Raw genomic sequence first — 12,650 nt, forward strand, 5'->3', positions numbered from 1 at the left:
ACAATGAACAGCAAATTCCTGCATAAATTGTGCATCCTGGCCGCGATGCTGGCCGCCGCGCCGGCGGCCGCGCAGGACGTCGTGAAGATCGGAATCCTGAACGACCAGTCGGGTCCGTTCGCGAGCTATCAGGGCATCGGCTCGGTGGTCGCCGCCAAGATGGCCATCGAGGATTACGGCGGAAAGGCCGGTGGCAAGCCGGTCGAGGTCGTCGCCGCCGATCACCAGAACAAGACCGATATCGGGATCGGCATCGCCCGGCGCTGGTACGAGAACGACGGCGTCGATGCGATCTTCGACATTCCGAACTCGTCGATCGCGCTCGCCGTCGCCGGCATGAGCGCCGAAAAGAACAAGGTCTTCGTCGGGTCAGGCGCCGGCACGGTGCTCCTCACCGGCGAGAAGTGCACGCCGAACACCGTGCACTGGACCTACGACACCTATGCCTATGGGCGCGGCCTCGGCAAGGCGATCGTGCAGCAGGGCGGTAAGAAGTGGTTCTTCATCACCGCCGACTACGCCTTCGGTCATGATCTGGAGAAGCAGGCCGCGGAGGCCGTGAAGGCGTCCGGCGGCGAGGTGCTCGGCAGCGTGCGGCATCCGCTGGGAACGGCCGACTATGCCTCGTTCCTGCTCCAGGCCCAGGCGTCGGGCGCCAACGTCGTCGGCTTCGCCAATGCCGGCGACGACACCATCACGTCGATGAAGCAGGCCGCCGAGTTCGGGCTGACCAAGGACCACAAGCTGGTCGGACTGATCCTCGGCATGAACGGGCTTCCCGCGCTCGGCCTGAAGTTTGCGCAGGGCGCGCAGATCATGAACCCGTTCTACTGGGACCTGAACGACGCCACGCGCGCTTTCGCCAAACGCTTCGCCGAACGCATCCCGTCGAAAGCCTATCCGAACGACATGCAGGCCGGCGTCTATGCCTCGGTCATTCACTACCTCAAGGCGGTCGACAAGGTCGGCAGTGCCAAGGACGGCAAGGCGGTCGTCGCCGCAATGAAGGAGATGCCAACCGACGATGCGCTGTTCGGCAAGGGTTATATCCGCAAGGACGGGCGCAAGATCCACCCGCTCTACCTGTTGCAGGTCAAGTCGCCCGAGGAATCGACCTCGGCCTGGGATCTGCTGAAGGTCGTCGCCACGATCAAGGGCGAGGACGCGTTTCGTTCCGAGAGCGACGGCCAGTGCCCGCTCACGAAGCAATAGCGGATCGGAGCGGAGCATGAGCGGCATTGCATCCAGTCCGGCCGATCCGTTTGCGCCCGACTTCCTGATGGACCCTTATCCTGCCTATGAAGCGCTGCGCGCGCTCGCGCCCGTGTTCGAGCTGGAGCGCTACGGCGTGTGGGCGATGGCAGGCTATGCCGAGGTCGAGCCGGCGCTGAAGGACTGGAAGACGTTCATCAGTGGCGAGGGCGTCGGCCTCCACGGGATGAACCCGGCCTTGCCAAAACCGCTGACGCTCCAGATCGATCCGCCCGACCACGACAAGGGCCGCCGGGTGCTCGGCCGCACGCTGTCTCCGGGCGTTGCAAGGAAGCTGCGCGAGACGTTCCAGCGGGAGGCGGAGAAGAAGGTCTCCGAGCTGATCGACAAAGGCAGCTTCGATGCCGTTGCCGACCTTGCCGAAGCCTTTCCGATGAAGGTGTTTCCGGATGCGATCGGCATCCGGCCGGACGGCCGCGAGAAGCTGCTGGCCTGGAGCACGTTCGTGTTCGACAGCTTCGGTCCGGAGAACGAGATGCTGGCCGCGTCGCGCAAGGCGGGTCTCGCGGCGCAGGGCTGGATCATGGAATGTTGCGCGCGCGACGCGTTGCAGCCCGACGGGCTCGGCATGATGATCTACCAGGCCGCCGACGACGGTGAGATCACCGAGCACGAGGCAACGCACCTGGTGCGGCCGTTCCTCACCGCCGGCATCGACACCACCGTCAACGGCATCGGCAACACCCTGCTCGCGCTTGCCTCACATCCGGATCAATACCGCAAGCTCCACCACAAGCCGGAGCTGGCGCGCAATGCCTTCGAGGAAGGGTTGCGCTACGATTCACCGGTGCAGACGTTCTTCCGCACCACCTCACGCGACGTCGAGATCGGCGGCGGCGTGATTCCGGCGCATCGCAAGGTGCTGCTTTTCATGGCCTCCGCCAACCGAGATCCCGTGCGATGGGACGGGCCCGATCGGTTCGACGTCGAGCGGGTTGCCACAGGACATGTCGGCTTCGGCGCCGGCATCCACGCCTGCGTTGGCCAGATGATCGCGCGGCTGGAAGGCGAATTGATCTTCAGCGAGCTCGCAAGGCGCGTAAAGACCATTGAGCTCACCGCGGAGCCGAAGCGCAGGCTCAACAATTCCCTGCGCGGGCTGCAGAGCATGCCGGTCCGGGTCACGGCCGCCTAACCGCCGCGAGCCGGACGGCGCCCTCAGTTCCTGGCCGGAGCCGTCGCGGCGGCGGCGCGTGCGGGCCGCGGTGCGCCGGGTTCGGCGACCGGAGCCGGGGCGCGGGAGCGCATGATCGCGGCGTCGATCTCGCCGATGACGCGGCGCTGGATCGCCTCGTTCTTGTCGATCGAGATGTGGCCGACGCCGGTGCCGCGGACGTCGACATTGTCGAGCTTGCCGCGCAGGCCGGCGGCAGCGCGAACCGGCTCGCCGGGACCGTCGCCGATATAGATGTTGATGTAGCGCTCGGCGCCGGTCGAGAGCTTGGTCTTGAACACGGAATCGAGGCCGATCGCGAGCTTCACGGGCACGCCGAGCTGGTTGAGCTTGGCGATCATGTCGGGCAGCGCAGTCGCGCCCGACGAATGGCCGACCAGGATGATGGTCTTGACGCGGCCGGCCCGGTAGTTGGTGGCGGCTTCATCGGCGAGCGAGGACCAGGACACGAAGTTTGCAACGGTCACCGGAATGCCCTGCGCTTCGAGCCGGGCGCCGATCGTGTCGAGGCCGAGCGAGAAGATGTTGAGCACGCCGCGGAGCAGATAGACATGCGTGGTCGCGGCCGCAGCCTGGCTCGGCGCCGCCTTGGCGGCGGTCGGGCTGATGGCAACAGCTGACAGCAGGAGCAGGCCCATCGCCCACACGCGGAGGGCGGACAATTGGCTGGCGCCGGCGGTGTGACGGCCGTTCGGTCTCATCGATGTTTTCCCTGGGGACAATACGCTTTGCGATTGGCCGGAATCGTAGCCACGGCCCGCTCGCGGACGCAACAAAGAGGCGCGTGAGTGGCAATCTTAGCAGCAAGCCGTGACCATCGCGCAACACCTGCCCGAAACCTGCCACCGAAGGGCCTGTTTTGAGACCATTTTTCTCCGGCCAATTGCGGCCGGGCAAGGCCATTCCTATCTCAGGGCTCCGCTGCCGCCCCTCCCGGGCCGGTTCCAGCCTCCCCTTCCCCAGTTTTTGCCCTTCAGCCCTGCGGCCATCATGTCATCCATCATTTCCGTCGCCAATCTGTCGAAGACCTATGGGTCCGGCTTCAAGGCGCTCAAGAACGTCAATCTCGACATCAAGCGCGGCGAGATCTTTGCGCTGCTCGGGCCGAACGGCGCCGGCAAGACCACGCTGATCTCGATCATCTGCGGCATCGCCAACCCGAGCGAGGGTCGCGTCCTCGTCGGCGGCGAGAACATCCAGACCTCCTACCGCAAGGCGCGCTCGCAGATCGGCCTCGTGCCGCAGGAATTGCACACCGACGCCTTCGAGAGCGTCTGGGCCACGGTGAGCTTCTCCCGCGGCCTGTTCGGCAAGCCGAAGAATCCTGCGCACATTGAGAAGGTGCTCAAGGACCTCTCGCTCTGGGACAAGAAGGACAACAAGATCATCACGCTCTCCGGCGGCATGAAGCGCCGCGTGATGATCGCAAAGGCGCTCTCGCACGAGCCGCAGGTCCTGTTCCTGGACGAGCCCACCGCCGGCGTCGACGTCGAGCTGCGCAAGGGCATGTGGGAGGTTGTGCGCACCCTCCAGCAATCCGGCGTCACCATTATCCTCACCACGCACTACATCGAGGAAGCCGAGGAGATGGCCGACCGCATCGGCGTCATCAACAAGGGCGAGATCGTGCTGGTCGAGGACAAGGCGACCTTGATGCAGAAGCTCGGCAAGAAGCGGCTGACGCTGCACCTGCAGGGCAAGGTCACGGCGCTGCCGGAGAGTCTCGCCCAATACGAGCTCGACCTCTGCGATAACGGCGCGACGCTGGTCTACGACTACGACACCAAGGGCGAGCGCACTGGCATCACCAGCCTGCTCAGCGACCTGCGCACCGCCGGCATCCGCTTCAACGATCTCGACACGACGCAGTCGTCGCTCGAGGACATCTTCGTCGACCTCGTGAGGACGTCATGAATCACCGTGCCATCCGCGCCATCTATCTGTTCGAAATGGCGCGCACCTGGCGTACGGTGCTGCAAAGCATCGTCTCGCCTGTCGTTTCGACCTCGCTCTATTTCGTGGTGTTCGGTGCCGCGATCGGCTCGCGCATCAGCGAGGTCGAGGGCGTCAGCTACGGCACCTTCATCGTGCCGGGCCTGATCATGCTCTCGGTGCTGACGCAGAGCATCGCCAACGCCTCGTTCGGCATCTACTTCCCGAAATTCACCGGCACGATCTACGAGATCCTGTCGGCGCCGATTTCCTACTTCGAGATCGTGCTCGGCTATGTCGGCGCCGCCGCGACCAAGTCGATCATCCTGGGCCTGATCATTCTGGCCACGGCCGGCCTGTTCGTGCCGCTGCATATCCACCATCCGGTCTGGATGCTGACCTTCCTGGTGCTGACGGCGGTGACGTTCAGCCTGTTCGGTTTCATCATCGGCATCTGGGCCGACGGCTTCGAAAAGCTGCAGATGATCCCGATGCTGGTGGTGACGCCGCTGACCTTCCTCGGCGGCAGCTTCTATTCGATCGACATGCTGCCGCCCGCCTGGCACACGGTCGCGCTGCTCAACCCGGTCGTTTATCTGATCTCGGGCTTCCGCTGGAGCTTTTACGAGATCGCGGATGTCAGCGTGTCCGTGAGCATCAGCATGACGGTGGCATTCCTGTTGATCTGTCTCGCCGTGATCTGGTGGATTTTCCGGACCGGGTATCGGCTGAAGAACTAACTGGCTCCCGTAGCCCGGATGGAGCGAAGCGCAATCCGGGACCGGCGTCACGTCAGGCTCGAGCGCCCCCGGATTGCGCTTCGCTCCATCCGGGCTACGGCGACCTCACCGATAGCAATGGAAGCGGTGATACCCGTCATAATAGCCGCGGCATCGGTAATGGCGGTGATGTGGAATGCCGAACACGCCCTCGACCGCCCCCACAGCTCCTCCAACGCCGGCGCCGACCGCGCCACCAACGACACCGCCCACGGGGCCGGCGATCCGGTTACCTTCATACGAACCTTCCTGGGCCCCGCGCACGATGCCCTGGGCATGGCCGGGGTGCGGCAGAGCCGGCAGCGCGAGCAGGATGGCGGCGGCTGCGAACAGCAGGCGGACGGGCAAACCGGCCGGCAATTGCGCGGCGGCGATACGGGCTTTGTTCATCTTCAATCCCAAAGGAAATACACGGGGTAAATGGCGGCGAACGCCGCCTGTCGGGTGGCCACGATCAACGCCCGAAGCGGCCAAATGGTTGCGCCTTTGTGACGAATTGTCGGCGTTGTGAACGCGCGTCCGCTCGCGAAAATGTCAGCATGGCCGGAGCCAGCGCGGCACAAAGCGGCCTTGCTTACGCCCGGCATCACGTTAACGATGGGCAGGCAGGCCGCTGGAACGGAAGCCGGATTGCAGGCATATTGCACGCCGGGGGACGGAGAGCCGCGGCATTATTGTTTGAGCATGATCTTTCGGAAAACCGCTACACACTTTTCCGGATCATGCTCTAGCGTGAACGGGCCGGAGGCCAGGACTCAAATGCGTTTCCCTCAAATGCGTTTCCAGATGCGTTCATTTTTTATCGCTTTCACCTCCCTGATGCTTTTGAGCGCGGGCACCGCGCAGGCCAAGGTCGAGATCACCGTCGACAAGGACAATCAGCAGATGACCGTCGCCGTCGACGGCGTCGCTCGCTATCACTGGCCGGTGTCGACCGGCATCCCCTCGCGCGAAACGCCGGGCGGCGCGTTCCGCGCCTTCCGCATGGAAGAAGATCACTACTCCAAGGAATTCGACGACGCGCCGATGCCGCACGCGATCTTCTTCACCAAGGTCGGGCACGCCATCCACGGCACGGACTCGGTCGGCCGGCTCGGCTCGCCGGCGTCGCATGGCTGCGTGCGGCTGTCGCGCCAGAATGCCTCGACCCTCTATGCGCTGGTGCAGCAGCAGGGCGTGCTCAACACCACGGTGACGCTGACCGGTTCGGCGCAGGTGGCGCTCGCCCGCAATCCGCGCGGCCGCGCCAACACGGCAGTGGCCCGCGCGCCGCAGCAGCCCGCCGAAGAGCAATACTCCACATCAGGCGATCCGGTGAATCTCGCGCCGCCGGCGCAGCCCGCCCGCCGCTACATGCCGCAGGACGACAATTACATCTATCCGGCCGACGGCAGCGACACCGGCGCGCGCTATCCTGCGCCGCGCCCGGCCGGCCGCCCGCTCTATGACGCGCAGGTCTATCAGCAGCAGCAGCCGCAGCAGTACTACAATCAAGGCTACGGCCAGCAGGGCTATTATTATCAGTCGCAGCCCCGGCAGGTTTATCAGCCGCGCGGCTATTACTATCAGAACTGATGATCGTTTCGGAAGGCCGCTCCACACGTTTCCGGATCACGCTCTATCTGAACGCGGCATCGCCGCGTTCGACGATCTTTCGCGCAGCACCGACGAAGGCACGCGCGACCGGCTCGAGAATGTCGGGCCCGGTCGCAGCGAGATCGTCCGACGGCGTGTGGAACGTCCGATGGCGGCCGGCCATGCCGAGGAAATTGGCGTAGCCAGCCGCGTGCACGTCGCGCAGCTCGCCGACCGCCTGCTTCTCCGTCACCAGACGTTTCGCCGCGACGCCGGCGAACGCCGCATCGGTCAGGGCGACCGCGGATTTGCTCAGCACGAGGTAGCGCTCTTCCTCGGGCCGATCGGTGCGGGCTCCCTCCGCAAAGCCATAACAGGCGTTCGACGAGCCGAAGTGAATCCACGCCAGCGTATCCTTCGGCGGCGGGGCGCCCTGCTTCAGGAACAGCTCCATGCCGCCGTGGCCGATCTCATGGCCGGCGGTGGCGATGAAGACAAAATGCGCCGGCCATTTGTCCGCAGCGACGATGCGCGCGAGTGCGAGAAAGTTGGCGATGCCGGGGCCGCGCTCGCACACGCAGGTGTACCAGCCGGTCATCGGCGTGGAGACGACGATGGTGGGGCCGCGGCCCTTGCCCGTCTCCGCGATCACGTTACGGCCGGCGACATCACGTTCGTAATGGCCCTTGACGTCGAAGGTGACAGGCGCGCCTGAGGCCAGCGCGCGCTCGAACACCGCCCGCGACTTTGCACCGACCACAATCACCGGCACCGGCCAGGGCGCATCCTCCTGCGTGACGTTGTAGGCAAAGCGGTCGTCGGCGGAATTGCCGATCATCAAGAGGATGGCACCGGGCTTCTTCGCCGCCGCGTCGCTGATCGCGGCGCGATGGGCGGGGCCGAGATAGGCGCCGCGATCGAATGGCAGGTCGAGCAAAAGGATCTTTCCCACGACGTCGCCGTCACGCGCGAGAGGGGCCGTGAGATGGAAGCTCGCTTTGTCCTCCGGCGGCCACCAGAACGGCGTTGCCTCCATGCTCGTACCGCCGGCCTCCGCACTGGCCTGCTCGACGACATATTGCCGGCCGAGCACGACAGCCTGGAAGCTGACGTCGAAGCCCGCCTGCTTCATCTCGCCGGCGATCCAGTCGGCGGTTGCGCGGTCGCCGGGCGAGCCGAAGCGGTGCAGGCCGAAGGACGCGTAGCGCTCGACATCGGCATAGAGCGCAGCGCCCGAAAGCACATTCTTTGCGACCGCCTGTCCAACCATGAGAGCCGCCGCCATCGCGATGAAGATGCGGTGCATGTGTGTGTCGTCCCGGAACCGATCCCTTAGCGACCAGTTTCGACCTTCTGCCACCACCGTCAACCGCGTTCGCCGGCCGGCAGGAGCGGCCCGAGCGCGGGAAACGGCGCCGGTCTGGGCATGATTTGAGCCGCCAATCGACGCAGGAAAGCAACAGTCCCCAACCTTCAACGCCGCGGCGTTTCGGCCAAATTGACAACCTTGGGGTCGCCCGTATTGTCATTCCCATTGTTTCTGGGAAATGACATGACTCGCGAGCAGATTTCAGATTTCTGCGTGACCGCCCTGGCCAATATCCTGCGGATCTCGAAGGATCGGGTCGACACCGGCACCAAGTTCACCCGTCTCGGCCTCGATTCGGCGATGCTCGTCTATCTCATGATGGAGCTCGAGGAAAAGCTGGACCTCGAACTGTCGACGGACGACTTTTACGACCACCCTACTGTTGAGGCGCTGTCGCGATTTCTCGCCGACAAGCGCGCGATCCGCAGCGCCGCCTGAGGGCGGCTGAACCGGCGCAATCCGATGGAAACGTTCCGCTCGCTGGTGGCTGTGCTGGCCCGGCGCGCGGCGGACCAGGCCGACGACCGCGCCTATGTCTTCGTCTCCGATCGCGGGACCGAGGAAGCTTCCCTCACCTTTCGCCAATTGCACGCCGCCGCAACCGCGCTCGCATCGCGCCTGACTTTGGCCGCGCAGCCCGGCGAGCGCGCCATCCTGGTGTTTCCGCCGGGTCTCGAATTTCTGGTGGCGTTCTTCGGCTGCCTGATGGCCGGCATCATCGCAGTGCCGATGATGATGCCACGTCGAAACAATGCGCGCGATGCCAGCGGCGCGATCCTCGCCAATTGCACGCCGGCGCTGGCGCTGACCAACTCGGCCTTCGCGCTCCGCGGCGATCTGCAGGCGCGCTTTGCGCAGGAGAACATCCGCTGGATCGAGGTCGATCTCACCGGTGATGGCGTGGCAGCCGATCTGCCCGAGCCGGCGCCTGATGATATCGCCTTCCTGCAATACACATCCGGCTCCACGTCGGAGCCCAAGGGCGTGATGGTCAGCCATGCCAATCTGCTCGCCAATCTCGAGATGATCCGGCGTGCGCTCGGCAACACCAGGCAATCGACCTACGTCAATTGGGTGCCGCTCTATCATGACATGGGGCTGATCCTGAACGCGCTGCAGGCGCTCTACGTCGGAGCGACCTGCGTGCTGATGGCGCCGAACGCCTTCATGCAGCGCCCGCTCGGTTGGCTGCGTGCAATCTCGCAATACCGCGCTGAGGTCGCGTGCGGTCCCAATTTCGGCTTCGACCTCTGCGTCAGCCGCTACCGCGCCGACCAGATGCAGGGCGTCGATCTCTCCTCGCTCAGGATCGCGCTCAACGGCGCAGAGCCCGTGCACGCGGAGACGATCGAACGGTTTGCCGCGACATTTGCGCCGCACGGGTTCGATCCACCCGCGATGTATCCCGCCTATGGTATGGCGGAAGCGACGCTCCTGATATCAGGCGGAGCCCGCGGCGGCGGTCACGTCAAGCGAGGTGTCAGCCGCGCGGCGCTTCAGGCCCATGTGGCGGAGGCGCCTTCCAGTGCGGACGATACGCAGATCGTCGTCGGCTGCGGCCGGGCGCTCGACGGCGAGCGTATCGCGATCGTGGAGCCTGAGCATCGCATGCGCCTGGCCGCCGACCGTGTCGGAGAAATCTGGGTCAGCGGCGCCAATGTCGCCGGAGCCTATTGGCGCAACGACGAGGCGAGCCGCGACGGGCTTAACGCGGAGATCGCCGGTGAGGACGGCCCGTGGCTGCGCACCGGCGACCTCGGCTTCCTCGATGCATCAGGCGAATTGTTCGTCACCGGGCGGATCAAGGACCTCATCATCATCCGCGGCATCAACCATTATCCGCAGGACATCGAGCGCACGGTTCAATCGCTGGACGCCGGCTTGCGCGAAAACTGCGGCGCGGCGTTCTCGGTGCCGGACGAGAGCGGCGAAGAAACGCTGGTCGTCGTGCAGGAGGTGGAGCGCACCGCGCGCCACACGATCGACAGCGACGAGATCAAAGGTCGGATCCGCGAAGCGATCGCCGACAGCCACGAGCTCTCCGCGCGCCACATCGCGCTGATCCGGCCGGGGGCGTTGCCGAAGACCACCAGCGGCAAGATCCAGCGCAAGCTGGCGCGCCGGCTCTGGCTCGACGGCAGCCTGGAAGAGATCGGCTAGAGTTCAGAAGCTGATCTCGGCTGCCTCACCGGCGCGCAGGCTGGCGGCGATACCCTGCTCGATCTTGCGCGCGATCGTCGCACGATAGTGGATGAGATCGGCAAAGTTCGCGGGATCCCGCGTCAGCGCATTATCGACGCGGTAGTCGATCAGATTGCTGTTGGCGCGCCCGCTGACGATGGAGCGATAGGCCTCCTTGCAAGCCGCGTGAGCCGCGGCGTCACGACTGCCGGGAATGGGCACGATCGTATAAAACGTCGGCGGCATCACCAGCACGACGGACACATCGCGCGGAAGTTTTCCGATCGCAGCCGCCAGCATCGCCGCGTAGGGAAACGGATCTGCGATCTTGCCCGTGAACGGCGCCGCCTTCGCGGGCTCTGCGACAGTGGGATGCTTCTCGCCGGGCGCCCAGAGCTCCTCGTAATTCCAGTAGCCATCGGCGCGAGCCGGCTGGCGCGCGCCGCGCGCGATGGCGATGCGCTGAAACGAGCGATCGAGCGCGGCCCAGGTGAAGAGATTGCCGAGATGGCGCAGCGTGCCGCCCTCATAGAGCCAGTACGGAAACGGGTCCTTTGGCAAAGGCAACACGGTGCTGCTACACCAGGGCCGATCGATCGAGATGACCAGGGCGCGTATCGTCCGATGGTACCGCGCGAAGAAATCGAGGATCGCCAGATCGCCGCGCGGATCGGCGCCGGGCGCGACGAGCTGGACGAAGCGCATGCCGGTTGCCTCGTCCAGTCTGGCAGGCTCGAGCAACTGCACGGTCGAATTGCCCAGGATGGCTGAATCAAATTGCGGGTCGCGGGCACGGCTGATGTTGGCCGTCCAGGGATTGCGGTCGCTCACACCGACGATGCCGAAGGCGCTACCAAACCGGCCGCTGTCATAGGGATCGACGAGGATCACGAGGATCGCGATCAACGCAGCGCCCAGCGCGAGCGCGCCAAAGCAGGCCGCGAGGGAGCGGCCCCATTCGGGTGAGACGTCAGAACTGGAAATAGACGAACTCATGAATCCCTCGTTCGCCGATCTGAATCAGCAAGGCCAGAATGCCGACGCCGAGCAGGCCGGCCAGTACCACACTCGGACGGCGGGTAAAGAATGCCACGATGTCCTGGCTCGCCGGCAGCAGGAACGCGAACAGTGGCGCGGCCACCAGCGGCCACAATTGCCCGCCGCGCGCGAGCGGCAGCGGTTGGGCAAGCCCGGCGAAGACATGCCAGGCGGCCTCCACCGAGCCTGCGCGAAAGATCACGCCCGTCGCGAGCACGAACAGCACGGTGAGCGCCCAGCCGAGCCATGACGGGAAGCGCGGACCATAGCGCCGCCACAACGAACAAACGACCTGCGCGAAGCCGTGCAGCACACCCCAAAGAACAAAAGTCCAGCTCGCGCCGTGCCACAGGCCGCACAGCGCCATGGTGATCATCATCGCGCCGAAGAACTGCATCGGCAGCCAGCGCCGCGGCAGCAGGCGCGTGTTGACCAGCGGGTAGAATACATAGTCGCGCAGGAACAGCATCAGGGTGATGTGCCAGCGCTGCCAGAAATCCTGGATGTTGGTCGCGCGCAGCGGCGCATTGAAATTGTAAGGCAGCTGCACGCCGAACAGGAGGCCGAGGCCGATCGCGATGTCGGAATAGCCGGAGAAGTCGAACAGGATCTGGAACGAGAAGCAGAAGGCGAGCCAGGCATCACCGCTGCGAAGCGGTCCGTTCGCGGCCTCTGCGTAAATGGGATCGAGCAGGTGCGCGAGGCTGTCGGCGATCACCACCTTCTCGAACAGCCCGAGCGCGATGAAGCAGGTCGCAATGCAGAATTGGCGCTGCCAGCCCGGCACGTAAACCTGCCGGCCGAACTGGTGCATCACCTCCGACCAGCGCGCCAGCGGCCCCGCGATCGCCTGCGGAAAGAAGGCGATATAGAGCGCGTAGCGGTCGAGCGCATAGAGCGGCGCCTTCCCGCGCTTCAGATCGACCAGATACATGATGTGGTGGAAGGTGAAGAAGGAGATGCCGAGCGGCAGCCCGATGTCGAGCGGCGGCAGTGTCGTGCCGAGTACGAGACCGAGATTGGCGAGAAGGAAGTTGGCGTATTTGAACAGCGCCAGCACCGCGAGATCGAGCACGATCACCAGCGTCAGCACTGCCCTCCATTTCATCCGCCCATAGGCGACCGAGGCGAGCCAATTGATCGCGATCGAGGCGACCAGCAGCAGGATGAAGGACGGGCTGCCCCAGGCATAGGAGGCGAGCGAGAGGGCGACCTGCACGCCGATCCGAAGGTGCGGATAGGGATCGGCCAGGCGGTAGATCAGCAGTGCCGCCGGCAGGAAGACCAGGAGAAATGGATAGTCGTTGAAGAGCATCGGATCAAAGCCGCG

The 12,650-nt window shown here is 64.9% G+C and carries 12 protein-coding genes; 7 read left to right on the forward strand and 5 right to left on the reverse strand.

Annotation, left to right across the window (positions count from 1 at the left end):
* Positions 1–3 precede the first annotated feature (3 nt).
* Together RAD16_RS34985 and RAD16_RS34990 are read left to right on the forward strand one after the other, a co-directional pair.
* Positions 4–1,212 carry an ABC transporter substrate-binding protein gene (locus tag RAD16_RS34985; RefSeq protein ID WP_458162401.1) on the forward strand — a complete coding sequence of 403 codons (1,209 nt, stop codon included), beginning with the start codon at positions 4–6 and terminating at the stop codon, positions 1,210–1,212.
* Between the two features lie 16 nt (positions 1,213–1,228).
* On the forward strand, positions 1,229–2,407 hold the full coding sequence (locus tag RAD16_RS34990) for a cytochrome P450 (RefSeq protein WP_458162402.1): 1,179 nt from the start codon (positions 1,229–1,231) through the stop codon (positions 2,405–2,407).
* A 23-nt stretch (positions 2,408–2,430) separates the two neighbouring features.
* Here the strand turns inward: RAD16_RS34990 and RAD16_RS34995 are convergent, their stop codons facing one another.
* Positions 2,431–3,147 carry a hypothetical protein gene (locus tag RAD16_RS34995; protein WP_458162403.1) on the reverse strand — a complete coding sequence of 239 codons (717 nt, stop codon included), beginning with the start codon at positions 3,145–3,147 and terminating at the stop codon, positions 2,431–2,433.
* A gap of 289 nt (positions 3,148–3,436) precedes the next feature.
* Between RAD16_RS34995 and RAD16_RS35000 the strand changes: the two genes are divergently transcribed.
* On the forward strand, positions 3,437–4,360 hold the full coding sequence (locus RAD16_RS35000) for an ABC transporter ATP-binding protein (RefSeq protein WP_458162404.1): 924 nt from the start codon (positions 3,437–3,439) through the stop codon (positions 4,358–4,360).
* Positions 4,357–5,118 carry an ABC transporter permease gene (locus RAD16_RS35005; RefSeq protein ID WP_458162405.1) on the forward strand — a complete coding sequence of 254 codons (762 nt, stop codon included), beginning with the start codon at positions 4,357–4,359 and terminating at the stop codon, positions 5,116–5,118. Before RAD16_RS35000 ends, RAD16_RS35005 begins: the two co-directional genes overlap by 4 nt.
* Positions 5,119–5,223: 105 nt before the next feature.
* On the opposite strand, the gene RAD16_RS35010 is transcribed toward RAD16_RS35005, so the two are convergent.
* Positions 5,224–5,547 (reverse strand): hypothetical protein, encoded by a 324-nt coding sequence (locus RAD16_RS35010; protein WP_458162407.1) that lies wholly within the window; start codon positions 5,545–5,547, stop codon positions 5,224–5,226.
* Between the two features lie 396 nt (positions 5,548–5,943).
* On the opposite strand from RAD16_RS35010, the gene RAD16_RS35015 reads away from it, so the two are divergent.
* On the forward strand, positions 5,944–6,732 hold the full coding sequence (locus tag RAD16_RS35015) for a L,D-transpeptidase (RefSeq protein ID WP_458162408.1): 789 nt from the start codon (positions 5,944–5,946) through the stop codon (positions 6,730–6,732).
* Positions 6,733–6,775: 43 nt separating this feature from the next.
* On the opposite strand, the gene RAD16_RS35020 is transcribed toward RAD16_RS35015, so the two are convergent.
* Entirely contained in the window at positions 6,776–8,038 is a 1,263-nt protein-coding gene (locus RAD16_RS35020; RefSeq protein ID WP_458162409.1) for a hypothetical protein, read from the reverse strand.
* 246 nt (positions 8,039–8,284) lie between these two features.
* On the opposite strand from RAD16_RS35020, the gene RAD16_RS35025 reads away from it, so the two are divergent.
* Together RAD16_RS35025 and RAD16_RS35030 are read left to right on the forward strand one after the other, a co-directional pair.
* The gene (locus tag RAD16_RS35025; RefSeq protein WP_458162410.1) at positions 8,285–8,539 is read left to right on the forward strand and encodes an acyl carrier protein; all 255 of its coding nucleotides are present in this window, start codon (positions 8,285–8,287) and stop codon (positions 8,537–8,539) included.
* A 24-nt stretch (positions 8,540–8,563) separates the two neighbouring features.
* Positions 8,564–10,261, forward strand: a complete 1,698-nt coding sequence (locus tag RAD16_RS35030; RefSeq protein WP_458162412.1) for a fatty acyl-AMP ligase — start codon at positions 8,564–8,566, stop codon at positions 10,259–10,261.
* Positions 10,262–10,264: 3 nt separating this feature from the next.
* Here the strand turns inward: RAD16_RS35030 and RAD16_RS35035 are convergent, their stop codons facing one another.
* Entirely contained in the window at positions 10,265–11,278 is a 1,014-nt protein-coding gene (locus RAD16_RS35035; RefSeq protein WP_458162413.1) for a hypothetical protein, read from the reverse strand.
* The gene (locus RAD16_RS35040) at positions 11,253–12,635 is read right to left on the reverse strand and encodes an MBOAT family O-acyltransferase (protein ID WP_458162414.1); all 1,383 of its coding nucleotides are present in this window, start codon (positions 12,633–12,635) and stop codon (positions 11,253–11,255) included. Before RAD16_RS35040 ends, RAD16_RS35035 begins: the two co-directional genes overlap by 26 nt.
* Positions 12,636–12,650 lie beyond the last annotated feature (15 nt).

The sequence above is a fragment of the Bradyrhizobium sp. 18BD genome, assembly GCF_054185225.1.

Excerpts from the sequence above, each read along its gene's own strand:
- RAD16_RS34985 (WP_458162401.1), top strand. The coding sequence starts at position 4 with ATGAACAGCAAATTCCTGCATAAATTGTGCATCCTGGCCGCGATGCTG.
- RAD16_RS34990 (WP_458162402.1), top strand. The coding sequence starts at position 1,229 with ATGAGCGGCATTGCATCCAGTCCGGCCGATCCGTTTGCGCCCGACTTC.
- RAD16_RS34995 (WP_458162403.1), bottom strand. The coding sequence starts at position 3,147 with ATGAGACCGAACGGCCGTCACACCGCCGGCGCCAGCCAATTGTCCGCC.
- RAD16_RS35000 (WP_458162404.1), top strand. The coding sequence starts at position 3,437 with ATGTCATCCATCATTTCCGTCGCCAATCTGTCGAAGACCTATGGGTCC.
- RAD16_RS35005 (WP_458162405.1), top strand. The coding sequence starts at position 4,357 with ATGAATCACCGTGCCATCCGCGCCATCTATCTGTTCGAAATGGCGCGC.
- RAD16_RS35010 (WP_458162407.1), bottom strand. The coding sequence starts at position 5,547 with ATGAACAAAGCCCGTATCGCCGCCGCGCAATTGCCGGCCGGTTTGCCC.
- RAD16_RS35015 (WP_458162408.1), top strand. The coding sequence starts at position 5,944 with ATGCGTTCATTTTTTATCGCTTTCACCTCCCTGATGCTTTTGAGCGCG.
- RAD16_RS35020 (WP_458162409.1), bottom strand. The coding sequence starts at position 8,038 with ATGCACCGCATCTTCATCGCGATGGCGGCGGCTCTCATGGTTGGACAG.
- RAD16_RS35025 (WP_458162410.1), top strand. The coding sequence starts at position 8,285 with ATGACTCGCGAGCAGATTTCAGATTTCTGCGTGACCGCCCTGGCCAAT.
- RAD16_RS35030 (WP_458162412.1), top strand. The coding sequence starts at position 8,564 with ATGGAAACGTTCCGCTCGCTGGTGGCTGTGCTGGCCCGGCGCGCGGCG.
- RAD16_RS35035 (WP_458162413.1), bottom strand. The coding sequence starts at position 11,278 with ATGAGTTCGTCTATTTCCAGTTCTGACGTCTCACCCGAATGGGGCCGC.
- RAD16_RS35040 (WP_458162414.1), bottom strand. The coding sequence starts at position 12,635 with ATGCTCTTCAACGACTATCCATTTCTCCTGGTCTTCCTGCCGGCGGCA.